Annotated in this window: 23 protein-coding genes; 9 read left to right on the top strand and 14 right to left on the bottom strand. The window is 53.2% G+C overall.

Annotated features, from left to right (window positions below; translation table 11 throughout):
* Positions 1 to 5 precede the first annotated feature (5 nt).
* Positions 6 to 965, bottom strand: a complete 960-nt coding sequence (locus LZ463_RS10050; protein ID WP_241455497.1) for a LysR substrate-binding domain-containing protein — start codon at positions 963 to 965, stop codon at positions 6 to 8.
* A gap of 107 nt (positions 966 to 1072) precedes the next feature.
* Between LZ463_RS10050 and LZ463_RS10045 the strand changes: the two genes are divergently transcribed.
* A complete protein-coding gene (locus LZ463_RS10045; protein WP_241455496.1) occupies positions 1073 to 1498 on the top strand; it encodes a VOC family protein in 426 nt (141 codons plus the stop codon).
* A gap of 160 nt (positions 1499 to 1658) precedes the next feature.
* Here the strand turns inward: LZ463_RS10045 and LZ463_RS10040 are convergent, their stop codons facing one another.
* Positions 1659 to 2636: an alpha/beta fold hydrolase gene (locus LZ463_RS10040; RefSeq protein ID WP_241455495.1), complete on the bottom strand. Its 978-nt coding sequence runs from the start codon at positions 2634 to 2636 to the stop codon at positions 1659 to 1661.
* 87 nt (positions 2637 to 2723) lie between these two features.
* Here LZ463_RS10040 and LZ463_RS10035 point away from each other — a divergent pair, with 87 nt between their 5' ends.
* Entirely contained in the window at positions 2724 to 3365 is a 642-nt protein-coding gene (locus tag LZ463_RS10035) for a TetR/AcrR family transcriptional regulator (RefSeq protein ID WP_241455494.1), read from the top strand.
* 59 nt (positions 3366 to 3424) lie between these two features.
* Here the strand turns inward: LZ463_RS10035 and LZ463_RS10030 are convergent, their stop codons facing one another.
* Positions 3425 to 5413, bottom strand: coding sequence for an OPT family oligopeptide transporter (locus LZ463_RS10030; protein WP_241455493.1), 1989 nt, complete (start codon positions 5411 to 5413; stop codon positions 3425 to 3427).
* Between the two features lie 279 nt (positions 5414 to 5692).
* On the opposite strand from LZ463_RS10030, the gene LZ463_RS10025 reads away from it, so the two are divergent.
* On the top strand, positions 5693 to 6904 hold the full coding sequence (locus LZ463_RS10025) for a hypothetical protein (protein WP_241455492.1): 1212 nt from the start codon (positions 5693 to 5695) through the stop codon (positions 6902 to 6904).
* Here the strand turns inward: LZ463_RS10025 and LZ463_RS10020 are convergent.
* From LZ463_RS10020 to LZ463_RS10010, 3 genes are all read right to left on the bottom strand, one after another.
* Positions 6901 to 7587 (bottom strand): flavin reductase family protein, encoded by a 687-nt coding sequence (locus tag LZ463_RS10020; protein WP_241455491.1) that lies wholly within the window; start codon positions 7585 to 7587, stop codon positions 6901 to 6903. The two genes, LZ463_RS10025 and LZ463_RS10020, sit on opposite strands and share 4 nt — an antisense overlap.
* A 90-nt stretch (positions 7588 to 7677) precedes the next feature.
* Positions 7678 to 8475, bottom strand: a complete 798-nt coding sequence (locus LZ463_RS10015; protein WP_241455490.1) for a type IV pili methyl-accepting chemotaxis transducer N-terminal domain-containing protein — start codon at positions 8473 to 8475, stop codon at positions 7678 to 7680.
* A gap of 165 nt (positions 8476 to 8640) precedes the next feature.
* Complete coding sequence (locus LZ463_RS10010; protein ID WP_241455489.1) at positions 8641 to 9111, bottom strand: Lrp/AsnC family transcriptional regulator; 471 nt, start codon at positions 9109 to 9111, stop codon at positions 8641 to 8643.
* A gap of 133 nt (positions 9112 to 9244) precedes the next feature.
* Here LZ463_RS10010 and LZ463_RS10005 point away from each other — a divergent pair, with 133 nt between their 5' ends.
* The gene (locus LZ463_RS10005) at positions 9245 to 9862 is read left to right on the top strand and encodes a LysE family translocator (protein ID WP_241455488.1); all 618 of its coding nucleotides are present in this window, start codon (positions 9245 to 9247) and stop codon (positions 9860 to 9862) included.
* Between the two features lie 38 nt (positions 9863 to 9900).
* Here the strand turns inward: LZ463_RS10005 and LZ463_RS10000 are convergent, their stop codons facing one another.
* Both LZ463_RS10000 and LZ463_RS09995 read right to left on the bottom strand, forming a co-directional pair.
* Positions 9901 to 10209 carry a putative quinol monooxygenase gene (locus LZ463_RS10000; protein WP_241455487.1) on the bottom strand — a complete coding sequence of 103 codons (309 nt, stop codon included), beginning with the start codon at positions 10207 to 10209 and terminating at the stop codon, positions 9901 to 9903.
* Entirely contained in the window at positions 10190 to 11068 is an 879-nt protein-coding gene (locus LZ463_RS09995; protein WP_241455486.1) for a helix-turn-helix domain-containing protein, read from the bottom strand. Before LZ463_RS09995 ends, LZ463_RS10000 begins: the two co-directional genes overlap by 20 nt.
* Before the next feature lie 95 nt (positions 11069 to 11163).
* On the opposite strand from LZ463_RS09995, the gene LZ463_RS09990 reads away from it, so the two are divergent.
* Complete coding sequence (locus LZ463_RS09990) at positions 11164 to 11754, top strand: DUF938 domain-containing protein (protein WP_241455485.1); 591 nt, start codon at positions 11164 to 11166, stop codon at positions 11752 to 11754.
* Positions 11755 to 11796: 42 nt separating this feature from the next.
* Here the strand turns inward: LZ463_RS09990 and LZ463_RS09985 are convergent, their stop codons facing one another.
* From LZ463_RS09985 to LZ463_RS09975, 3 genes are all read right to left on the bottom strand, one after another.
* Positions 11797 to 12111: a single-stranded DNA-binding protein gene (locus LZ463_RS09985; protein WP_241455484.1), complete on the bottom strand. Its 315-nt coding sequence runs from the start codon at positions 12109 to 12111 to the stop codon at positions 11797 to 11799.
* 98 nt (positions 12112 to 12209) lie between these two features.
* Positions 12210 to 13208: a spermine/spermidine synthase domain-containing protein gene (locus tag LZ463_RS09980; protein ID WP_241455483.1), complete on the bottom strand. Its 999-nt coding sequence runs from the start codon at positions 13206 to 13208 to the stop codon at positions 12210 to 12212.
* A 46-nt stretch (positions 13209 to 13254) separates the two neighbouring features.
* Positions 13255 to 13518, bottom strand: coding sequence for a hypothetical protein (locus tag LZ463_RS09975; RefSeq protein WP_241455748.1), 264 nt, complete (start codon positions 13516 to 13518; stop codon positions 13255 to 13257).
* Here LZ463_RS09975 and LZ463_RS09970 point away from each other — a divergent pair.
* The 3 genes from LZ463_RS09970 (at position 13432) to LZ463_RS29285 (ending at position 14782) form a co-directional block, all read left to right on the top strand.
* Complete coding sequence (locus LZ463_RS09970; RefSeq protein WP_347176258.1) at positions 13432 to 14163, top strand: fused MFS/spermidine synthase; 732 nt, start codon at positions 13432 to 13434, stop codon at positions 14161 to 14163. The two genes, LZ463_RS09975 and LZ463_RS09970, sit on opposite strands and share 87 nt — an antisense overlap.
* Before the next feature lie 64 nt (positions 14164 to 14227).
* Positions 14228 to 14581, top strand: a complete 354-nt coding sequence (locus LZ463_RS09965; protein ID WP_277624013.1) for a YkgJ family cysteine cluster protein — start codon at positions 14228 to 14230, stop codon at positions 14579 to 14581.
* A gap of 51 nt (positions 14582 to 14632) precedes the next feature.
* The gene (locus LZ463_RS29285; RefSeq protein ID WP_489686102.1) at positions 14633 to 14782 is read left to right on the top strand and encodes a DUF4279 domain-containing protein; all 150 of its coding nucleotides are present in this window, start codon (positions 14633 to 14635) and stop codon (positions 14780 to 14782) included.
* A 38-nt stretch (positions 14783 to 14820) separates the two neighbouring features.
* On the opposite strand, the gene LZ463_RS09960 is transcribed toward LZ463_RS29285, so the two are convergent.
* The 3 genes from LZ463_RS09960 to LZ463_RS09950 form a co-directional block, all read right to left on the bottom strand.
* Positions 14821 to 18648 (bottom strand): AAA family ATPase, encoded by a 3828-nt coding sequence (locus LZ463_RS09960; protein ID WP_241455481.1) that lies wholly within the window; start codon positions 18646 to 18648, stop codon positions 14821 to 14823.
* The gene (locus LZ463_RS09955) at positions 18645 to 19892 is read right to left on the bottom strand and encodes an exonuclease SbcCD subunit D C-terminal domain-containing protein (RefSeq protein ID WP_241455480.1); all 1248 of its coding nucleotides are present in this window, start codon (positions 19890 to 19892) and stop codon (positions 18645 to 18647) included. The genes LZ463_RS09960 and LZ463_RS09955 overlap by 4 nt, the downstream gene beginning before the upstream one ends.
* A gap of 94 nt (positions 19893 to 19986) precedes the next feature.
* On the bottom strand, positions 19987 to 21129 hold the full coding sequence (locus LZ463_RS09950) for a GNAT family N-acetyltransferase (RefSeq protein ID WP_241455479.1): 1143 nt from the start codon (positions 21127 to 21129) through the stop codon (positions 19987 to 19989).
* Between the two features lie 252 nt (positions 21130 to 21381).
* Between LZ463_RS09950 and LZ463_RS09945 the strand changes: the two genes are divergently transcribed.
* The gene (locus LZ463_RS09945; protein WP_241455478.1) at positions 21382 to 22371 is read left to right on the top strand and encodes a M20/M25/M40 family metallo-hydrolase; all 990 of its coding nucleotides are present in this window, start codon (positions 21382 to 21384) and stop codon (positions 22369 to 22371) included.
* The last annotated feature ends 17 nt before the right edge of the window (positions 22372 to 22388 follow it).

The raw sequence follows: 22388 nt of genomic DNA, 5'->3' as shown, positions 1-22388 counted from the left end.
CAGATTCAACCTGGATCATTGACTGTATTGAGCCATTGTATCTGTGCCAGCTCTGCCGCGCTTTGCACGGTAAATTCTTTCGCCTGGCTGATGAGCCAGTCATGCACACATCGGACAGCGGGGATGCTCATGCCTTGTTTTGTAGAAAGGAGATAATAATGGCTCAGACTATGCAGACCGCTGTCGAACAGCCTTTGCAAGTGACCGGATTTAATCCTGGTGCTGACATGGCTGTGGCGCTCAAAGGCAATGCCATGTCCATGTTCAGCCGCCTGTAATACCAGGTTGCTGTCATCAAAGCTGATGCTGCGCAGCGTCTGCTGCGCGTGCAGGCCCAAGGCCTTGAAATACGCAGACCAGGACGAACCGGCGCCTGTGGTATTGGCATGCACCAGCAGTGGTAGTGTCGGCAAGTCTTTTTCTGTCGCTGGCTGGTGCAGGGTGATGAAATCTGCTGAAGCTACGGGGTAATAATATTCGACCATCAGTTTGTGACTGTTCACATTCGCCCATTTGCCAGTACCAAAGCGCAAGGCCAGGTCGACGCCATTTTCACCCAGTTCCGCCAGCTCTACGCTAGCCTGGATTTGTATGGAGATATCGGGATAAGCCAGATAAAAATCATGCAACCTGGGGAGCAGCCAGTAAGCAGCGAAAGCGGGCAGGCTGGCGATCCGCACCACCTGGCGTGGGCTGCGGTAATGCTGGCTGATGCGATCGATGGCGGTACCCAGCTGGTCAAGCGAGAGTGTCACTGCCGCATGCAGTTCACGCCCGGCATCGGTCAGCCGGACACCGTTCTGGCGTTCGAACAACTCCAGCCCCAGTTGCTCTTCCAGTGAACGTATGCGATGGCTGACTGCGCTATGCGTGAGGCTGAGTTCTTGCCCCGCCAGGCGAAAATTCTGCAAGCGGCCCGCTGCCTCAAAAATACGTAAATCATTCAAGCCTGGAATTTTTTGCATATCTGTTTTTATTCTGTGAATTTTTTTCTACACCCTGGTGCATATTTGTCGCTAGTCACCATGATGCCGCCGCAAGATACTGTGGACTTCGTTGACAGGGAGTATGTATGCAAAATCAATATATAAGCAAGACCAGTTTGCCGCGCAGGCAAATGAAGATGGATCATATCTCCCTGCTGGTGACTTCACTGGAAGTCAGCATGCCTTATTATGAATGCCTGTTACCGCAACTGGGTTTTGTCGAGAGCAAGCCCCAGGTCTGGACTGATGGTGATGGCTTCTTTTTTCATTTCTTGCAGGCGCATCCGGATACCCGGCCCTATGAACGCTATGGGGCAGGCATGAATCACCTGGGTTTTGGCGCAACATCAGCAGAACAGGTCTTGCAGATCCGTCAGACCATGCAGGAGGCCGGGTTTGACGTGCCCCACATGCAAAATCTCGGCGGTTCACTGGCTTTGTTCATGAAAGATGCAGACGGCATACGTTTTGAAATCACTTACTATGCGCCAGGTGCTGATGTGGTGGGCTAGTGTAGTGCTGCACTCTTCTTGCGACATAAAAATGCGTCTTTCGCGCCGACTCATCGTTGCAAATCCGCGCAATAGCTCACTATTGCTTTGGTTTGCGCCTCGATTCGACACCAAATCCGTCATTTTTATTCGTCGCAATCTACGTGCAACACTACACTGATCATGCAGGAGCGGCAAGGCTGGCCAGCCATTGCCTGCCAAGCCGCACAAGTTCAGCATTGAATTCCGGCAGCAAGGAAAAATGTCCCCAGTCGATTTCTACATAAGTTTTTTGCCCTGACAGGCGCTGGTAGCAATTCATGGTCAATTGTGGTTTCACCATCCTGTCGCGCTTCTGGTTGATGACCAGTACGGGCACCTGTTTATTGTCTTCCAGCGCTATCGCAAAGGGAGTCGCCAACATACTGGCAAAATAGCGGGCCGTGACTGTGCGTAAAGTCAGTGGATCGGCCTGCCATTTGGCGTAAAAGCCTTGCGCCAGGTCACGTTCATCCACCATGTTTTCAAAGCGTGCCAGCGGGCGGTAGGGCAGACGCAGTTGCGGCGCCAGTCTTGCCAGCAGGCTGCTCGTGGCCCTGCACATCCTGGCCAGACCGGGGAATTTTGCCAGGTTTGCAAAACGGGTAAAAGCCAGGCCGGTGACCGGGTCGCCAAAATCATACAGGTTCAGGCAAACGGCGGTGACCGGTGGCTTGTGCTGTTTTGCCAGCACGGCGGCAGCGGCATAGGTCAGGCCGCCGCCTATGCTGCCACCGCACAGGTAGAGCGGGCCGGCAAACTCTGTCCTGGCCCAGTTTGCCACATCGACGATGTTTTGCACTGCCTCGGCAACAGTAAAGTCCCCTGGAGCGCCGCCTGATCGTCCCTGGCCTTTCTGGTCGGGGACGATCACGGTATAGCCCTGCTCGTAAAAAGCAAGAGCCAGGCCGACGAAGAGGCCGCCATAGCCGCCACCGCCATGATTCAATATCAGCACCGGGGCTGCGTTGTCCTGTTGCTGGTAGAGGTCCATATGCAACTCCACCCCGGTGGATGGCAGGTGCCTGGTCTGTAATACCGCCAGCACCCGTGCCAGCAAGGCAGGGGGGTGATAACAATGCCAGTAAGTCTCGCTGGAGCGTGCCTGATGGATATTCATGGTGTGATAGCCTGGTAGATACATGTCAGGCTATAATATGAACAATTACTCACATTGTCTATTCGCTTTCCGGGGGCTTTATCCACCATGGCCAAATCGGGTGCTCAGCCTTTAAAACAGCCGCTTCAGCAGCGTTCCAGGCTGACTGTGCAAGCCATATTGCAGGCAGCTATTCACATTTTTGATGAATTTGGCTATGCTGCCGGCACCACTGCACGTATCGCCAGCCGGGCTGGCGTGTCCATAGGTTCCTTGTACCAGTACTACCCCAACAAAGATGCCATACTGACAGCGCTGGCTGAGCAGCATCTGGCAGAGGGCCTGGCTCTCAGTGTGCAATTGCTGGAAACATTGCGAGCCTCAGAACAGTCGCTGGAGTCCACGCTACACGATATTGTTGGTCACATGATACGTTTGCATGAGCACAATCCCGGTTTGCACAGGCTGCTGTATGAAGAAGGCCTGTTGCCGGCAGCCCTGCGGCAAACTGCGAAACAGGCAGAACAGTTCCTGATCGCGGAAGTGGGACGCTGTCTGGCCTTGCGCAGCGATGTGCGGCAGGCAGACAGGCAGATGCAGGCTTACTTTGTCGTCCATGCGATAGAGCATTTCACCCACAGGCTGGTGATAGACCAGGCGCCGGCAGAATTTTTACAGCGTGGCAAGGGCGAACTGGTGGACATGCTGCTGTGCTATTTACAGGCTAGGACCACAAGCAAATCGACATAAAAAAATCCGGTCAGGTAAAACCTGACCGGACTGTATTTGCCTGCTTGTTTCGTTGCAGCTTACATCATCACATTGATGATGGCGTTACCTATACCCAGTATCGCTGCACCAGATATCAGGCCGGCACTGATGGCTTCGCAGCCCTCGACCCAGAAAGTATGGCCCTTCGAGCCTTTTTCCGGATTTTTCTTGCCCATGTACCAGAAGATCAGGGCGCCTATCCACATGGCAAAGCAGGACTCAGGTGGCAAGACTACGCCCAGGCCTATCGAGACCGCAGACAGCGGAATGCGGCCACGGGTGACGATATTGCCGACTTCAATGAACACAGCGCACAAACCAGCTACAGCCATGGCGATGATGGCAGAAACCGGCAAGCCGCTGACACCCTTGGCGATGATCTCGGCCACACCCTTCCATTGCAGGGCAGACGGGAAGGCAAACTGCTCGCTGACAATCGTGGCCGTACTGCGCAGGCCATTGGCGTCCGGCGGCAGGAACAGCAGGAAGAACAGCGGTACGCAAGCCAGTGCACCAGAGACGATGCCGATGATATGGCCCAGGACCTGATGGCGCGGTTTGCCACCGAGCATGTAGCCTGGCTTGATGTCTGACAGCAGTGATGAAGCATTGAAGGCGATGTCCGAAGTCATGCCTGCTGGTAACAGGTTATTGGCCGGATTGCTGCGGTCAATCGCACCCATGCTGAATTGCGTGATCTTGGCCAGGGCCCCAATCGGCGCCCAGGAAGTCAGTGCCATGGCATTGATACAGATGACGGTCAGCACAAAAATCAGCGGGAAAGCGACCAGTGCCATGATGAACGGCACGCCGAACAGCAGATTGACCAGCCAGGCAGCAACCGCACACAGCACCGGTACGCCGACATAAGAAATCCACAACGGTACTTCAATGTCCTTGAGCGGGTCGGGGCCGTTGTCTTTTTCCTTCTTGCCGTTGCCGGTCATGGATTTGAAGGCCGCCTTGAACAATTCAGGTTTGGCCAGCAGACCCACCATGGAGCCGACCACCATCATCGTCACTGCCCACCACAAACCCCACTGATTGACGATTTCGGTACGAGAAATCGGTACTACCGTGCCATTGGGCAGGGTGCGGGCGGCGATGTCGCCATTTTGTATCATCCATGGCGCCAGGATGACAAAATTGATGAAAGCGCCCAGCATGACGCTGCTGGCCACCCGTATGCCCATCAGGCCACCGACGCCAAACATGGCCACGTCCAGGTTCAGGCGCAAGCCCAGCTGACGGATATCGGTGCCCAGGATATTCGGTATCGACCAGTGAAACTTGGCGGCTGCCGTATAGTAATACGTGTCCAGCCTCTCCTGCAGGTTCCATGCTTCTGTCATGCCTGCCCACTTGTCCATGCGCAAAATCTTGAACTGTATCAGGCGCATCCAGCCATCGCTGACGATCATCTGGTATAAACCGGCAAACAGGCTGGTATAGCCAAGCAGCTTGGCTTTGTACAGGCCGCTGCCGGCGCCGTCGGTGTACAGTGAATCAAGCACCACACCGCAGGCCCGGCCTTCCGGGAAGGGCAACTGGTCTTCATTGACAAAGCGGCGCTTGAGCGGGAAGGCCACCAGTACGCCGATGAGCGCCACCACCATGACCCAGACCAGCATTTGCCACCAGGGGATGATCTTGCCGGTGATGAGCATATAGGCAGCCAGGCTCGATATCATGGGGTTGATCATATAACCCGCAGCCGTGGCGATGGATTGCGTACAGTTGTTTTCCAGTATGGTGTAGTCGGCAGTAATACCGAGGCCATGCAGGATACGGAAAATGGCAAACGACAGAATCACCGAAGTCAGCCCCACACCTATGCCTATGCCCGTCTTGGCGCCGATGTACAGTGCCGTGGCAGCCAGTATGCCGCCGAGCAAAAAACCGGTCAGTGCCGAACGCAGGGTGAGCTGCGCCATGTCCTTGCGGTACACATTATCAAACCACCATTGGTCCTTCTGTCGTCGCGTCCAGGTGCGTATCTGGTCCTCATCCAGCTGTTGTAGAGCCATGTATCCTCCTTCGTTATATGTATAGTACTGCGTGTATAGTACTGCGGTAGCACTGCGTCCTTATGGGCTGCATATGGGCTGCATTTCACGCCTTTTTGTACGCACTTTTTAGTTCATGTCTTAATATATGAGCGCAGGCGGTAGCGAAATATAGAGTCAGGTGCATGGCGTGTCAATTCTTGCTTGCTGTTACCGTGAACCAGAATGCTGTTGCCTGGTCCAAGCTGGACAGGCATGACACAATAAAATGCAAATCACACCTTACTGGAGAACAGCAATATGACGCTTGATCAAATCGCCGAAGCCTATGTCAAGCTGGTGCTTGCCCTGGGGCAGCATGATGCCGGCTATGTCGACGCCTATTACGGACCTGCCGAATGGCAGGCAGCTGCCACAAAACTACCCCTGGAAGACTTGCTGCAACAGGCGGACAGCCTGCTGGGGCAAGTGCAAGCCCTGCTTGCGGCACCAGCCGGGCAGGAACTGCGCCAGGACTTTTTGCGCCTGCACATCGCCTCCGTCAAGACCTATGCTGCCCAGCTGGCTGGCCATAAGCTGTCTTTCGATGATGAGTCCCTGGCGCTGTATGATGCCCGTTCGCCTGACCTGAGTCCGGCAGATTTTGATCCCATCCTGGCAGAGCTGGGCCAGCTCTTGCCTGGTGAGGGCGACCTGAACACCCGTCTGTCTGCCTATGCCAAACAGTTTGAAATCCCGCAAGACAGGCTCGATGCCGTCTTCAAGGCAGCCATCAACGAGTCCCGCGCGCGCACCAGAAAATACATCAGCCTGCCGGAAGAAGAAAATTTTGAGATTGAATATGTCAAAGATCAGGTCTGGAGCGCCTACAACTGGTACAAGGGCAATAGCTATAGCCTGATACAGGTCAATACTGACTTCCCCATGTTCATCAGCCGCGCCATCGACCTGGCCAGCCATGAGGGTTATCCCGGCCACCATGTCTTCAATCTGCTGATAGAAAAACACCTGGTCAATGAAAATGCCTGGGTAGAGTACAGTGTCTATCCCCTGTATTCACCCATGTCCTTTTTGGCCGAGGGCAGTGCCAATTACGGTATAGAAGTCGCCTTCCCACACGCCGAGCGCATGGCTTTTGAAAAAGAAGTCCTGTTCCCGCTGGCGGGCATAGACCCGGCCAGGGTTGAACATTACTACCAGGTGCAGGCTGTCCTGCAAAAGCTGAGTTACGCAGGCAATATGGTCGCCAAACAGTATCTTGATGGCGACATCGATACCGAAGCTGCCGTTGCCATGCTGATGAAATACGCGCTGTCTGACGAAGCCAGGTCCAGGCAGCGCCTGCGCTTCATGGAAAGACACCGTTCCTACGTCATCAATTACAACCTGGGCCAGGACATGACCAAGGCCTATGTAGAAAAACTCGCCAAACCGGGCGATGAAGAAAGTCGCTGGCAGGTCTTTGCCGAGCTTTTGTCCCAACCCAGGACGGCATCCATGATGAAAATTTAAGTCTGGGACAGAACGGGTAGTTGACGTGCCTTGTCGACCTCTGGACTGCGGTAAGCTTTTTCCGGTATTGTCGACAGGGTGGACGCATGTAATTGCTGATTGTCGAGTCCATAGAATTTCTGAAAACTCATGATCAGCGGTTGCCATTTATCCGGGTCTATACGGTCAGGATTGCCGTCAAGCAGTAGCGATGCATCCACATGCAGGCGCTGTATACGCAACTCGAATGTCAGTATGCCGCCTTTTAGCATGGCTTCATCGTCGGCGATGCCATGCATGGCAGCTACCGTACACTCCTGCTGCACCAGGCATTCTTGCACTCTTGCTGCCGCTACGGTCTCTGATTGTTGCGGTGTCAGTCCCGCCAGTTCAAACTTGTTTTTTTCGTAGCGGTAGCCTATACCCGCCTTCCATGGCGACATCGCGTCTGAGCCTGTGGTCTTGGCCAGGCGATTGACGGCTTCCACTTCGTTTACCGAAGCCAAGTTCAATACACAGACGCCATTGCGCCGCAGATTGCGCGCCGTCTGCGAACTGGAGCCTACGCCGATGACGGCACGCCAGCCCAGCCAGAAGATGGATGAGATTGGTGCCAGGTTAAAGCTGCCATCCGGGTTGACCGTGCTGACCAGTATTACCGGTGTACCAAAATACAGGATACTTGATTCGCTGCTGATATGCATTTCTTCCTCGCTTGTGGTTGAACAATGGGAAGAGTATGCAGGCACAGCATGCTGCCTGCTGGCTGGTTTCGGACGGGAAATTTCATCGGCTTATGCTGCAAGCTGTTGGTACATCAGGGTTATTCTGTCCATCACTTCCAGTATGCGTTCACTGGTGGTTGCAACATTGCTGGCAGATTGGCGCTGGGATTTACCATCAGTACCGGCTTGCAGGGCAGCTTCAAAAAACACCCACTGGCTTTGTGCCAGCGCCAGTTCACCTTTGAGACGTGTACTGTCACCGCTTGCTGCATTCAGGGTTTGCATGGCAGCGGCAAATTCATGCCGGGCCTGTGTCATCATGGCAGGAACATCCGGACTGGCGATATGCCAGTGTGCTGCCTGGTACATCTTGGCCAGGCGTTGCGACAGCATGCGCTGGCGACCAGCCAGGTTGACCAGTTTGCCGGTACTGCCGCCAGCCAGTTTCTCCAGTTGAAGGGTAACGCCATCAGCCATGTGCAGCAGGTTTTCACTGAGCTTCAACACGGTTTTGGCATCGGCCTGGTTCGGCGTCTTGCCTACCAGCAGTTGTTTGTAATCCAGCCAGGTCTTTTCCATGGATGTCAGGTTGTTGCGTATATCTGCTTGCGGCGCATAGGCCAGTAATTCGACCAGTTGACGGTCAAAACCGGACATGGACTGATCGAGGATTTTTTTCGATAACTCGACTTCCACTTCTTGGCCAATTTGCAGATAAGCTTTTGCCAGCCTCTGCGTCAGCATCCTTTGTCGCCCGGCCTTGTTGATGGCGTCGCTGATGCCGGCAACCTGTGCCTGACTGCCGGATGATAAAACCAGGCTGCCTGCAAGGATGATGCCGCCGGTGATGAATGATCTGCGCTGCATGTGTACCTCCCTTGATGTTGGAAGGCATACTAGGTGACGTCATAACCAAACACCATTCGTCATTGGAACTAGTTCTTTATTATTTTTGACGCTGACATGATCTGGCGCAAATTTATATCGTGCATATGTGTATGGTTTCAGGTAGAAGATGGCGATTACTGTTAATTAGCTCTTGCCTGATTCAACGACACCACCAGACATATCCGTCAGGGCACGCAAGGGAATAGGGGCAGACATCACAATCGAGGTACGGGTCTCACCATAGTGATTGATATTGCCGACAAAGTTTTCCAGATGGCGGATGTTGCGGCTGACCACGCGCAACAAAAACGAATCCTGCCCCGTCACATGCAGGCATTCTATGACTTCAGGCAGTGACTTCAGGTGGGCTATCAGGCTGGCTTTCTGTGGTTGCGGTACGGTGATGCCGACGATGGCCATCACATCAAGGCCGACTGCTTCGGCATTCACTTCGGCGCGGTAGGCGCTGATGACACCGGTTTCTTCCAGTTTCTTCAAACGCTCAGACGTGGCTGGCATGGACAGACCGGTTTCTTCCGCCAGTGCTTTCAATGAAATGCGGGCATCACGCTGCAAGGCAGCGAGGATTTTCCATGATTTTGTATCAATATCCATTTGTTTAAGCGCAGATGCGAGTTCGCAGAAATACTGAAGGTAATTTAGCAGTTCTGGCTTATTTTATCCATGTTAATCACAACATTGATTTGCCATACTGTCTGCCATGTTTGAACAACAAAGGCAGATTAAAATGGATTTCACCTTGTTCCTGAAAGCAGCCCTGATAGGCTTGTCAATCGCTGCGCCGGTCGGCCCGATAGGGTTGCTGTGCATACAGCGCACCATGGTGCATGGCATGCGCACCGGTTTTGTCAGTGGTCTGGGCGCCGCCTGCGCCGATGCCGCCTACGGCGCTATCGGCGCATTCGGGCTGGCGACAGTGACCGATTACTTTGTATCGCTGTCATTGCCGCTGGCAATTGCAGGCGCCCTGTTCCTGGCCTGGATGGGGGCGAAACTCATTACCAGCAAGCCGCCTGCTGCAAGCCAGGGCGTGCCGGATCAGTTGCAGTCCCTGCGCGCTTTTGCCAGCATTTTTTTGCTGACGCTGACTAATCCCATGACTATCGTGTCATTCATTGCCGTGTTTGCCAGTATTGCCGGGCCGGTGGCCCTCAAACCCGGTGCTGCCGCCGTGATGATAGCCGGCGTATTCATCGGCTCAGCTTGCTGGTGGTTGATCTTGAGCAGCGGTGTCGCCCTGCTGCGTGAAAAACTGGATGACGGGCTGATGCTCATCATCAACCGCGCCGGTGGTTGTCTGCTGCTCGGTTTTGCGATCTGGCAGGTCTGGAGTCTGTGGTGCTGATGATGCCAGTCCCGACCTGCCGTCAATCGGCAAGATAACTATTTTTGCGGCAGGCGTGTCGTGGCAACCGTATCGTAAAAAGTCAGGGTGGGGCTACCTGCCAGCAAACCATCCATGCTTTTCAGTGCGGCTTGCAAATAGTCTGCCTGCAGGTGGGTATCGCAGGCAGCCTGGTCGCGGTACAACTCATAGACAATGAAGCATTGGGGCTTTTCACGGTTCTGATGCACGGCATAGTAAATATTGCCCGCTTCATGCTCTGTGGCGGCGACCAGTTGGGCCAGTATTTGTTTGACGGCATCCCGGGATGCGGTTTGTGCTTCAATTTCAGCCAGTAATGTCAACATGGTGATTTTTTAAAGAGAGTGGATGAAGCGCCATCATGCCCGGTTGCTGCCAGCTGGTCTTGTAAAAATGCGTCCTGGCGCGCGCCGCTGTCAGGTATGCCTGTGGGTTTGTACCCGTGTGCCGTCTGAATTCATGATTGAAATGGGCCTGGTCATAATAGCCGTGGTCCAGCGCGATGGCATGACTGTTTTCCGTGTCATCCAGCATCAGGGCGCGCAAGCTGTGTTCAAAGCGGCTGATACGTTTGTAGGTATTGGCAGTCAAGCCACTGGTAGCCAGAAAGCGTCTTTCAAACTGACGGCGGCCCAGGCCAAAATGATCGGCCAGCGCTTCTATGCTGAGGCTGTCATAGTGACGGTACAGACTATGCATGGCCTGCGTCATCAGGGTGTCTGGCGCAGTACGGTGCAGATGCTGGCAAAAAAAATCCTGTATCAGATTCAGCCGTGCTGCCAGATTACCCGCTTCATCCAGTTGCTCTTTGAGGTCACGGGCAGCCTGGCCCCAGATATCTTCCAATGCCGTTACCTGATCGACGAGCGCCGCCAGCGCCACAGGCGTAAAGTAAGGCAGCATGCCAGCCTTGAAACGCACGGCAATAAACCCCAGTGCATCCGATGGCATCAGGGACAGAGCCTGCTGGCGCACACAAAACAGGTGAGCCTGCTCGCAGGTTTGCTGTCCTGACGAGCGGGTCTGGTATTGGAAGGGGCGGCCATAGTGGAAATACAGTTCAGCCCCAGTGCCAACCACCAGTTCCGGCAGGGCGACTGTTTCACCTGCCTCGCTTTCCCAACCCCACAAGCGGTCTATATACGGGCGCAGGGCGTGCACAGGCAGTAACTGGAATTTTTTCATGTTGCATCACGGTGCAGCTGGAAATAACGCCTGTGATTGTAAAGCTTTTGCCTGTGTTAAGCTTGCCACGGTCAAGTTCTTCAACAAGGCACAGCATGAGCAAATTATTTTCCGCTGCTTGCGAACGCAACAGCGCACCCATACTGCAAGTCATCACGCCGCTATTAGCTGACTGTCGCAAGGTACTGGAGATAGGCAGCGGCACCGGCCAGCATGCCGTCTATTTCGCACAGCACCTCACCCATCTGCAATGGCAAACCAGCGACCGCGCAGATTATCACCCCAGCATACTGGCATGGCAGGCTGAAGTCAGCCTGCCCAACCTGTTGCCACCACTGGAATTGAATATAGGTCACAGCAACTGGCCAAAAGAAAAATTTGATGCTGTCTTCACCGCCAATACCTGCCACATCATGGCATGGGAAGAAGTACAGTTGATGTTTGGCGGAGTCGCCGCCCTGCTGCAAAATGGTGGCCGTTTCTGTATCTACGGCCCCTTCAATTACCATGGCCAGTTCACCAGCCCCAGCAACGAACAATTTGACACATCACTAAAACAGCAAGCCGCCCACATGGGCATACGCGACATCGAAAAAATCACACAGCTGGCTGAGCAGCATGGCATGCGCCTGCAAGATGATGTCGCCATGCCCGCCAATAATCGTTTGCTGGTACTGATGAAGTAAGCACGGCCCAGTGTGTTAAAAAACGGTGCACCCTGCGCGAACCTACTCTTGATCAGGCGTATTCGAATGCATCGTGATCACGGTATGCGCAACCAGATCCAGCGCCGGTCTGGTCTTGCCCTGCTTGTCCGTCCAGACCTTGGGTGTCAGCGCTCCCGACAGCGACAGACTGTCACCGTCATGCAGCGCCAGCAGGGTATTGCGCACCTTGTCATTGAAGGCTATCACATTGCAGATGATCAGTTCGCCATCATCCGTTGCAGCGCGTACCTTGCAGGTCACATAAGCAGAGCCGGCATGGCCGCTGCGTTCTTCAGCAATACCGAATAAGCGTCCGGCGATGAGTGCGTCTATCATGGATGATTTCAATGGTTCCTTGTTGAGCCCGAAGTTATTACATTTGCCCTTGATATGCAAGGAAAATGATGCAGTCGTTAAGTCCTGAAAAGGCAAATCTATGCGGCGCATAAATAATTGCTGGCGAATGCATCAAAGTCAGCCCGGCTCTTGCCAGTAGTCGTGTGCAATCTGCGTGCAATATCGGAAAAAGAAAACTGATGCTGCCCGTCAAGTAAGGCGGCATTACCCGAAAATCCAGATTGTGTCATGTTAACATCAATGTTTTTTCCTGAAATCAGGATGCGATTGAGGCTGTTTCTTGCGTTGCACCACCATAACTGCTCATCAAAAATGGTATGCAAACATAGCATGATTTTGAAGAGCACCTCATGATTACCCCATAGGTTGGAAATCAGCGCCCCTCCTTCACACAAAACCTGATGACAACTTTGATAGAACGATTCTGTACTGAGTGCGGGCGCCAAACCGTCTGCCACAAAGCCATCGTGCAAAATGAAGTCAAACTTTTCTGAAGTCGTTTCAATAAAGTCTAGCGCGTCAGACTGTATGACCTGGAAGCGGTGATCGTCTTTTTGCACATGAAACACGTCGCGAAGTGCGATAACATCTTTATCAAGTTCTACGACAGTAATGCAGGTATCGGGTAATTTTTGATAGCAATACTTGGCAAGAGAACCCCCACCCAGACCAATCAGCAAGATATGCGCGGGCGCTGGATTGAACAGTAAAAATGCCATCATTGCCTGGGTATAAGTAAGTATCAACCTGTCTGGCGACGATATGCTCATCGCACTCTGTATGGAGTTGCCATCAAAATGCAAAGTGCGCAAATCTCCATCGTCAAACACAAATGCCCTGCCTTTACTTTGTATCAGTGTTTCTTCAAAAGTGAGTGTATTGCTTTTTGATTTTGACATGGTGTTATCATTGTATGATAATGAAATTCGCATTAATGTATCATTTAATCGACTCAGTCTGCTCACTTTTGGAGCAGTCACGAGTAGGAATTCTTGTGATAGGCCGAATTTTCTCATGCAAAACATGTAAAATTTAGCAAGAAAGTACTTACCTATGCCGACAAAAGGCTCAAGCATGCGGAAGGTGCGACATTTTCTGTTTCGCCTCTTTCAGAAACGTTTTTTATTCAGTAATAAGCGGCATATCAGGCAACTGGAAAAGCTGCACATTGCACATCAAGGTAAGCCTTTCATTTATGACGATGAGCACCTGAGATTTTTGTATTTCAGCCAGACCTGCATGCAAAGCGTCATGAATTTGAATGCACCAGACGATTTGGTGTTTGCCTATACGCGTGACATGATGGGGTTTTTGCTGCATAACCCTGCGCCCCGGCATATTCTGATGATAGGCCTGGGAGGTGGTTCCCTGGTGAAATTCTGTCATCGGTTTCTTCCGGATTGTCGCATCACCGTGGTGGAAATCTGTGCCGATGTCCTGGCTTTACGTGATCAATTCATGTTGCCTGCAGACGACGACAGGTTGGAGATCATCCATGATGATGCCATCAATTATTTGCAAAAAACTGAGCTGTCGGTAGACGTCATTCTTCTTGACGGTTTCACTATTGACGGTCTTGCCAGTGAATTGAATACGGCGAAATTTTACGCATCTTGCCATCGTGCGTTGAAGCCGGAAGGCATCCTCGTCGCCAATTTTTGGGGTAAAAGAAAAATACTCACGTCCATGATACAACTGTTACGCAAACAGTTCGCCTACAATACCTGGTGGTGTAGGGCCAGCGACTGCTATAACCTGGTGGTTTTTTGTTTGAAAGGCTCCTGCAGTAGTTTTAAATTCATCAATGTGAATAGAGCGTATGTCGGGGAGCAGGCCATGGCATTGCATCTCAATGAGTTACATCAACGTTTACAGACTATCCCTGCAGGTGCGCAGCGGATCGATGCGACGATTCATAAGCAAAATATTGAATTGGACCTGCTTGACGCTCACTTGAAGGAAATCATCGCCTCTGACAAAGGCGTTCCAGCTAATTATATGGAGTGGAAAGCCCAGGTTAAGCGACGCTGATGCAATGGCGATGCCTGGAATTTGCTGGCCAAAAAAGTTTGCATTGATCTGAACGCAACAATAAATGACATCCAACTACCAAAAAATCCGCTTTTTTAGAAGGCATATACCCACATTTTCCTGCATTCCTGGTTGTCATGATTGCTGTGGTCCAGTGACAGCGTCGTCTGAAGAAATGGCCAACCTGCCGCAAAAAACCGACGCAGAGCATGAGGCAGCACTGGCTGACCTGAGTTGTCCCCATTTGTCCGACAAGGGATGCCAGGTCTATGATGATCGCCCTTTGATTTGTCGCCTGTTCGGCACCAGCAAAAGCCTGCCATGTCCCCATGGCCGCCGACCAGAGATGATGATAGACGAAGACCTGGAAGCAAAGATCATGCTCTTCATGCGTGAGACACGCCAGGTGCTTGTATAAGGATGGCGGTTGTACAGAACAAACACCTCAAATCTGGCACACTCTTGAGCCATGCCAAGCAGGTGTCTGAGAATGATTGCCTATTACGGGTCTAACCCAGGTTTGCATCTGTCCGCTGAATTAATTAAACGTCTGGCGACGCTGGATTTATCTGTGGATTTCGATCTTTATAATTATGCAGAGGATAAGGACGATTTATAGCAAGGCAATGTGGTGCTTGCTAACGTCCTGTATATTGCTTACCCCACTCCCACCGAACTGCTCCCCCCTGACACCCTCTGCACCAGCACCCTGGTCGCTATTCTTTCCGTCATCTCCTGGACATGTGAAATTACCCCCACCTTGCGACCCTGGGCTTGCAGGCTGTCAAGCGCATCCATGGCGATGCGCAGGGTGTCGGCGTCGAGGCTGCCGAAGCCTTCGTCGATGAACAGGGATTCAACCTTGATGCGGTTGCTGGACAGTGATGCCAGGCCCAGCGCCAGGGCCAGCGATACCAGGAAGGATTCGCCGCCCGACAGGGAATGGACAGAGCGGTATTCATCGCCCATGTCCTGGTCGATAACCATCAGGGCCAGGGTGTCCGCGACACGTTGCAGGCGGTAACGGCGTGACAGTTGGTGCAGGTGCTGGTTGGCATAGGCGAGCAAGACGTCGAGTGTGATTTGCTGGGCATAGTTGCGGAATTTCTTGCCGTCGGCAGAGCCTATCAGTTCATTCATCTGTGCCCACAGACGGGTCTGTGCTTCCTGCTGTTGCAGTTCGTCTATCATGTCTTTGGCTTTCTGGTGACGGGCTTCGTCCTGGGCCAGCGTGACTTCATGCCGGCCCAGTTGCTGCTGCGCCTGCTGGCGTTTGCTGTTCAATTGCTTCAGCAAGTTTTGCAGATTTGTGATGTCGTCGGCTTCTGTCTCATTTTCGGATGAACTGCTGCCACCCTGATTAACAGGCATTGAAGTTTCGTCTGCGGCTGCATCAATGCTGGCGAAGCTCAGGCTGGCGGGGCGCTGTTCAAGATGTGTCTGTCTTTGCTGGCGTCGCTCGTGGAGTACCGTTGCGGCCTGCTGGCTGGCCTTATCCAGGGTTTGTATGGCCGTGCGTTCAGTCTGTAGCCAGTGATAATCATGTCTGAGCAGGTCATGCAGGCGTGCTTCATCAAGGCTTGCATTGCGGGTTTGCTGTTGCTTCAGCCAGGCAGACAGCTGGTCCTTGGCCAGTTGCAATTCATGACTTTGCGTAGTAATGCGGCTGTTGATTTGTTTTTGCGCTTCATGCAGGCGCGTTAGCCGTTCGCGTATGTCGTCATGCGTTTTTTGCTGTATTTGTATAGATTCTCTGGCTGCCCTGATGTTGCTGTTCAGTGTGGTCTCTACCTCTTGCACTGTGCTGCCCTGGAATAATTGCCGGCGTTCAGTTTGTCTTTGTGTGAATTCTTTTTCAGCCGCCTGGTTGCGCTTGTGCTCGCTGGCATATTGCTCATCAAGTTGACGGGTTTGCACTTGCAGTTTGTCCGCTTCAGTTTGCAGTACGGCAATCTGCTCATTCAATTGCCTGTGTGCCTGCTGCTGGTTTTGCCATTGCTGTACGTGACGGGCGCAACGGTCCTGGAACTGTGCCGGTTCCGTGTGCCAGCCCTCACGCCAGTCGCTACCGTCTTCGCCCTGGGTGGCAAAGGCTGCTTCCAGCTGGTCCAGGGCATCAGTCAGTTTATGGCTGGCGTCCTGTTCTTTTTCACGACATTGCGCAAGTGCCGTACTGGATTTTTCCACTGCGTGACCTATGCTGGTGTGCTCTTCCTTGATGGCTTGCAGGGTGCTTGAGGTTTTTTCCCAATTTATCTGGGCCTGGTCCCTGGCTTTTAATGCTGAGGTATAAACCTGTTCGCTGTGCTGCACTTGCTGTAATTGTTGTTGCAGATGGTTTTGTTGATTGTCCAGCCAGGCGGTGATGTCATCTGCGGTACTGGCTGCGGACAATTCGGCAACGATGCTGCTTGATGTCCAGGTTTCCTGCAGGGTTTGTCGCCGCGTCTCTGCAGTCATCCGATCCTGGGCAAGCTGTTTTAGCTGGGCCTGGTATTGTCTGCTTTCAGCACTCGCGGTGGTAGCCCTGTCGCGGCTGCACTGTTCTGCCTGCTGGCATTTCGTCAGTTCATTTTGCAGTTCTGCCAGCAAGGCATGCAGTTGCGGGTTGGTGGTTTTGTAGGGGTGTTCAGTAGCGCCGCAGACCGGGCAGGCCTGTCCGTCTTGCAGGCTGTCACGCAGGCTTTCTACATTGGCATTGCAGGCTGCCTGGGTCAGTTGCAGGCTTTTTTCTGCCTGCTCCCTGGCGGCTGCCAAACCAGGCAATTGTTTTTGTGCAGTAGCTGCGGCTTGCTCGATAGCCTGCATGCTTGTTTGCAATGCCTGCTGCTGGGTTTGCAGATTCTGTATGCGCGATGTGTGTTCCTGCAACTGCCTGTGCAAGTCAGTTGCCGTACTTAATTGCGTGCGCCTTTGCTCCAGCGACTGTCTTCGTGTTTGCAGGGCAGGCAGATCAAGTTGTGCCAGTTCTTGATGTGCTGCATCGCGCGATTGCCCGGCTTGTTTGCAGGCAAGTGTGCTGGCTTCCAGCTGTTTTTCCTTGTCTGCCCATAATTGTTCTTGCCGGTCTTTTTGTTGCTGCAAATTGACAATGTTTTGCTGCTGGAAGGCGAGATCTCTTTTGGCCGTGCCAGCCTGTTTGAGCAATAATTCCCATGTGGTCCACTGTTCAGCCAGGGTTTGCAGGCTTGCATGCTGTGTCAGCCAGGTGCTGGTATCTTGCCGTTTCTTTTGCAGCAGGGCCAGTTCAGTCTGCTTGTTGTTGAGGTTCTGCCGCGCAGCGCCCAATGCCTGCTCTGTCTGTGCCAGGGTTTGTTGTGCGGCATGCCAGTTACCTTGCAGTATCAGCAGGCTGCTGTCCAGTGCCTTGGCTGCATCGAGTGCAGGGCTGGCCTCTTGCAAGGCTTGTTCGGCTGATTGCAAATCCTGCCGTGCTTTGTCCAGATTGAAGTGCTGTTCTTGCGCAAGCAGGGTGTCTGCTTCTATTTTTGTTGCAGTGTCACTCAGGTCGGTTTGCCCCTGATGGATAGCGGCCTGCAGACGCGCTATTTCGTTTAACAAAGGGCGGGCCGCCTGCACGGCTTCGACTTGTTGCAAGTGGTCACGTTGTGCTTCGGCAGCCTGTTGTTGCTGTTCATTTTTCTGTAACTGCAAGATGGCGTCTTGCTCGGCGCGCAGGAGTTTGCCGTCATCTTCATGCCAGCGCAAATGGATGTGCAATTCTTCAAGCTGTGCATCAAACTGGGCCAGCAGGTTTTTACTGGCTTGCACATCACTGTCCAGTTGTGTGCGTTCTTCTGCGCTCAGGGGTTTATTGTCGGCCAGGCGCACATGGATGCGTTCGAGTTTTTCCCGCTCGTCCCTGGCGCGGGCAAAGGCACGCTGTGAAATCTGGCCATAGATGTCACTGCCTGTCAGGGTTTCCAGCAATTCGCCACGGTCATTGTCATCTGCCTTCAAAAAGCTGGAGAATTCATTTTGCGCCAGAAGGACGGCGCGGGTGAATTGTTCAAACTTTAGCCCCAGACGTTTGACGATTTCTTCCTTGACTTCGGTATTTTTACCACCTATTGGTGTCAGTTGCGGCAGTTGATGCAAGCTCATACTGGTTGGTTGCAAGGCTCCGCTGGCCTTGTTACGCGAGCGGCGTACGCTCCAGCGCGAGCGATAAGGCTGACCGTCAGTGCCGACGAAATCGACTTCGGCATAACCTTCACCGGTGCCACGGCGCAGCAGGTTGCCGGCATTTCTCTGGGTGATGGCTTCAGCGCCATCTGGCAGTTTTGTTGCACCGGCCCTGACCAGGCGCGGCGTGTCTTCATACAAGGCCATGCACAGTGCATCAAGCAGGGTGCTCTTGCCTGCGCCGGTGGGGCCGCTGATGGCGAACAGACCTGCGGACTGCAAGGGTTCTTGCGTGAAATCGACAACAAATTCACCTGCCAGTGAAGCCAGGTTCTTGCCGCGTATGGCCAGTATCTTCATGATGCATCCCCTTCATGCAGGACTTCATTGAAGGCTTGCAACATGTCGGCTGGCGCATTTTGCTGGTACTTGCCCTGATACAGACGACGGAAGATATCTTCAGGTTGCAGCTTGTCCAGGGTATCCTGTTCTGCCGCTGGTTCTCCTTTTTCGTCGCCGGTTTTGCCTGGGTAATGCGGGTCTATTTTTAGCAGGCGCAACGGTTTGCCTGCAATATAGCTGTCTATGCGGGTACGCAAGCCGGGTTCAGGCGCATCGAGTTTGACCCTGACTTCGAGGTAGGGATCATATTGCGGCCCCTGGTTTGCTGTGACCAGGCCCGACAGGTCCAGGCTGTCAAGCGCATCAAGTACTGCAGGCAAGGGAGCAGGCTGCCTGGGTATGCGCAAGAGTTGCACGGCGCGTGGTACATGCAGTGGCGTCACCTGCCTGAGCTGCTCACCGTCGATGTCAACACACAGGACCTGGTGCTGGTAATCGACCTCGGCAAAAGACAGGGGCAGGGGGCTGCCGCAATAGCGCAGATGTTCCTGCCTGCCTACTCTTTGTGACAGATGCAGATGACCAAGCGCGGCATAGCAGATGCTGGCGTCAAACATGTTTGCAGATAAGGCTTCAGTGCCGCCGATGACAATGCGGCGCTCTGAATCTTCAGATATCTCACCACCGACCATATGACAATGGCCCATGGCGATAATGGCCTGACCAGGCTGGCGCAGGCTCAGTGCATATTGCGTGACATCCTGGTAAAGCCGGGCGATGCCTGCCATGTAAGGATCGGCGGCATTATCGACGCGCGGCACATCACCGGGGCGGAGAAATGGGATGGCCAGGCACCAGGCAGTGACTTTTCCATCTTGATGTAAGGGCACTACCATGCTGGCCAGATTGATGCTGCCGTCAGCCAGGCGTGGCACCAGGCCGACGACGCTGACGCCCATGCCGTCGAGTAAGGGGCCGGGTGCTTCCAGTCGGCCTGGCGAGTCATGGTTACCAGCGATGATGACGATGTCCAGTGCCGGCAGGCGCGTCTTGGCTTGTTGCAAGAAGCGATAGAACTGCTTCTGGGAAGTGGCCGACGGGTTGGCGTTGTCGAACACATCGCCAGCGATCAGCAGGGCGTCGGCCTGCTGCTGTTCCAGTGTATTGCAGAGCCAGTCAAGAAAATGCTGATGCTCAAGGCCGCGTTCGGCACTGTGCAGGGTCTGGCCCAGATGCCAGTCAGAGGTATGTATGAAGCGCAAGACAAGTCCTTAATTGGGCTGGTGACTGGTGGTAATGCTGGCCAATATAACGGCGTCAGTATACCTGCTTCGATACCTGGGGATGAGTTGATCGTTATGCTGTTTTCGCAGCAGACCAGTTCTTGCGCAGCTTGCGCATGTCGAGAATGCTTTGGCCCAGCTTGCGTCGCCAGGCATTGTTTTTGACGCACTGGTATTCAACGTAGTCAGTAACGTCAGGGGCCCAACGGGTTTTTGATACATCTTCACCAACTGACAGGTTGACCCTGGCTATCTGCTGGGCAAATGACCATTGGATGATCTCTGCCAGCAGCGTCGTCATCACGCTATAGCGGGAATAAGCCAGGTCGTAACCGGAATAGTAAAGATACAGTTCGTCGCCCATCACAAAACCCATGCGCAAGGCGACGGTCTTGCCATCAAGTTCAAGGCAAAACAGGCAGACCCTGTCGGCAAAGCCGGTTTCGAGCAGGCCAGCGATGAAATGGCAATGTTTTTCGTCGGCAAAATAATCGGGATGTTCCACCGTGTCCCTGGCCCCTGCCCGCTGGCGGTGCAGTGCATAAAACTGGTTCAGGCCAGCCTTGACTGCATCACGTCCACGCAAGATTTTATGCTGCAGCTTGATATCATCGCGCGCCAGAGAGTTATAACAGTGGCGTAGTGATTCCTTGATATTGCGCTTGAGTCCTGATTTAAAGTTTTGCCAGTCACCTTGCAGGTGCAGGATGTAATTCGGTATCGCTCTTTCATCGAGAGCATGGACCGCCGTATTGCTGGCCAAAAAATGCGCTGCATGCTGCCTGGTGTGGATAAGCTGGAATTCGGTGAGACCGAAGGTTTCCTGTCTGGACAAGTCTTCCCATTGCTGCAAAATGGTTTCGTTGAAATCGGGCAGGGCCAACGGTATGCGGATTTCTGTGAGGTTGGGGTCGGCGCCAAAGGGGCGTACATACCGATAGATGAACAGGCTGTGCAAGCCGACATGGGTATTGGTCAGCGGCATGACGGCAACCAGCCTGCGCTGGCCCTGATCCTCTTCATACAGGGTGCAGATAGCCAGTTCGTCTTTGTGGAACAGCGATGAATCAGAAAAAACCGACCACCAGCAGCGATTCCAGTCATAGGTCTGGAAAGGCAGCAAGTGCGGTACTTGCTGTTCCAGCAGACGCCATGGGGCTGCCAGGGCATCAAATTCCGCGACTGTGGTAACGACAAGTTTTTTTAAATTCAACATCTATCAAGGTAAAACTGGTGTGTGAGCGGCCAAAGTTGTAAAGCAGGAATTTATTTTATGTAAATCTTTATGGATTACAAGCAACTTATGAGCCCTACAGGAATTTATGCCACGTAACGCAGGGAATTGCAAGCCTGTCATTTTTGTTGCTGATGTTTGACAAATAGCAAGGTCAGCCTTGAGAATCTGTTGTGCTCAGTCAGTATCACCATTTTTTGAACACCTTTACCAAAATTTATCTTGATCATATCCATGAAAAATAAGCCCCTGGTTCGCTTGCTGTCTGCTTTGCTTTTCAGTTATTGCATGACACCTGTCCAAGCTCAGGAACAGACTCAGGCCCAGGCCATGCTTGACGTCAAAAAACTGGCCAGTGCAGAAATGGCGGGGAGGGCTACTGATACCAAAGGTTCTGAACTGGCGCGCGATTACCTGATCAGTCGTTTGCAGCAACTGGGTGTGCGGCCTTGCAGCGATGATTATGTGCAGGCGTTTGAATTCCAGACGCGCCAGGGTGGCAAGCGCAATGGCAGGAATATCCTCGCCTGCCGCCCTGGCGGCATGAACGGCCATGAGACTGCACCCATGATAGTGATTTCTGCCCATTATGATCACCTGGGTGAACGTGCCGGCCAGATTTATTACGGGGCCGACGATAATGCCTCCGGTGTGGCCGCCGTGCTGGCGATTGCCACTGCCATGCAGAGTCAGGCGCCGCAACATGATGTCATGTACATCTTCTTTGATGCGGAAGAACTGGGCCTGAACGGTTCACGCGCTTATGCCGCCAAGCCGCTGGTGGAGATGCAGCGGGTAGGTATCAATATCAACTTTGATATGGTAGGGCGTGGCGATAAGGGGGAGCTATATGCAAGCGGCAGTTACCACACGCCGGTGCTGAAAACCTTGCTGGCGCCGCTGGATGGCAATCAGGGCGTCAAGCTCAGGTTTGGTCATGACAGGCCAGAACAGGGCACGGATGACTGGACCAAACAGTCAGATCACCTGCCTTTCTTTTTGGCCGGCGTGCCACACATTTATTTTGGCGTGGAAGATCATGCAGACTATCACCAGCCTGGTGACACCGCAGACAAGATCAATCCACAGTTTTACCTGGGCGCGGTCGATTTGCTGACCAAGGCCAGTTATTTGCTGGACCGCGCATTGCTGACGACGAATTTCAGGGTCAAGGACGGACAGACTATCGCTTTGCCCGCACATGGCAAGGATGTCAGCAAGTAAGGATCAGGTGGGGATTT

Origin of the sequence: Undibacterium paludis, assembly GCF_022568815.1 — a bacterium.
Classification (GTDB): domain Bacteria; phylum Pseudomonadota; class Gammaproteobacteria; order Burkholderiales; family Burkholderiaceae_D; genus Undibacterium.
Note: the sequence above shows the minus strand (reverse complement) of the source record. Positions and strands in the feature narration are given on the sequence as shown.

What these genes read in the sequence shown, in the direction of transcription:
- LZ463_RS10050 (WP_241455497.1), bottom strand. Translation starts at nt 965, where the DNA reads ATGCAAAAAATTCCAGGCTTGAATGATTTACGTATTTTTGAGGCAGCG.
- LZ463_RS10045 (WP_241455496.1), top strand. Translation starts at nt 1,073, where the DNA reads ATGCAAAATCAATATATAAGCAAGACCAGTTTGCCGCGCAGGCAAATG.
- LZ463_RS10040 (WP_241455495.1), bottom strand. Translation starts at nt 2,636, where the DNA reads ATGAATATCCATCAGGCACGCTCCAGCGAGACTTACTGGCATTGTTAT.
- LZ463_RS10035 (WP_241455494.1), top strand. Translation starts at nt 2,724, where the DNA reads ATGGCCAAATCGGGTGCTCAGCCTTTAAAACAGCCGCTTCAGCAGCGT.
- LZ463_RS10030 (WP_241455493.1), bottom strand. Translation starts at nt 5,413, where the DNA reads ATGGCTCTACAACAGCTGGATGAGGACCAGATACGCACCTGGACGCGA.
- LZ463_RS10025 (WP_241455492.1), top strand. Translation starts at nt 5,693, where the DNA reads ATGACGCTTGATCAAATCGCCGAAGCCTATGTCAAGCTGGTGCTTGCC.
- LZ463_RS10020 (WP_241455491.1), bottom strand. Translation starts at nt 7,587, where the DNA reads ATGCATATCAGCAGCGAATCAAGTATCCTGTATTTTGGTACACCGGTA.
- LZ463_RS10015 (WP_241455490.1), bottom strand. Translation starts at nt 8,475, where the DNA reads ATGCAGCGCAGATCATTCATCACCGGCGGCATCATCCTTGCAGGCAGC.
- LZ463_RS10010 (WP_241455489.1), bottom strand. Translation starts at nt 9,111, where the DNA reads ATGGATATTGATACAAAATCATGGAAAATCCTCGCTGCCTTGCAGCGT.
- LZ463_RS10005 (WP_241455488.1), top strand. Translation starts at nt 9,245, where the DNA reads ATGGATTTCACCTTGTTCCTGAAAGCAGCCCTGATAGGCTTGTCAATC.
- LZ463_RS10000 (WP_241455487.1), bottom strand. Translation starts at nt 10,209, where the DNA reads ATGTTGACATTACTGGCTGAAATTGAAGCACAAACCGCATCCCGGGAT.
- LZ463_RS09995 (WP_241455486.1), bottom strand. Translation starts at nt 11,068, where the DNA reads ATGAAAAAATTCCAGTTACTGCCTGTGCACGCCCTGCGCCCGTATATA.
- LZ463_RS09990 (WP_241455485.1), top strand. Translation starts at nt 11,164, where the DNA reads ATGAGCAAATTATTTTCCGCTGCTTGCGAACGCAACAGCGCACCCATA.
- LZ463_RS09985 (WP_241455484.1), bottom strand. Translation starts at nt 12,111, where the DNA reads ATGATAGACGCACTCATCGCCGGACGCTTATTCGGTATTGCTGAAGAA.
- LZ463_RS09980 (WP_241455483.1), bottom strand. Translation starts at nt 13,208, where the DNA reads ATGCTTGAGCCTTTTGTCGGCATAGGTAAGTACTTTCTTGCTAAATTT.
- LZ463_RS09970 (WP_347176258.1), top strand. Translation starts at nt 13,432, where the DNA reads ATGATGGGGTTTTTGCTGCATAACCCTGCGCCCCGGCATATTCTGATG.
- LZ463_RS09975 (WP_241455748.1), bottom strand. Translation starts at nt 13,518, where the DNA reads ATGACAGAATTTCACCAGGGAACCACCTCCCAGGCCTATCATCAGAAT.
- LZ463_RS09965 (WP_277624013.1), top strand. Translation starts at nt 14,228, where the DNA reads ATGACATCCAACTACCAAAAAATCCGCTTTTTTAGAAGGCATATACCC.
- LZ463_RS29285 (WP_489686102.1), top strand. Translation starts at nt 14,633, where the DNA reads ATGCCAAGCAGGTGTCTGAGAATGATTGCCTATTACGGGTCTAACCCA.
- LZ463_RS09960 (WP_241455481.1), bottom strand. Translation starts at nt 18,648, where the DNA reads ATGAAGATACTGGCCATACGCGGCAAGAACCTGGCTTCACTGGCAGGT.
- LZ463_RS09950 (WP_241455479.1), bottom strand. Translation starts at nt 21,129, where the DNA reads ATGTTGAATTTAAAAAAACTTGTCGTTACCACAGTCGCGGAATTTGAT.
- LZ463_RS09945 (WP_241455478.1), top strand. Translation starts at nt 21,382, where the DNA reads ATGAAAAATAAGCCCCTGGTTCGCTTGCTGTCTGCTTTGCTTTTCAGT.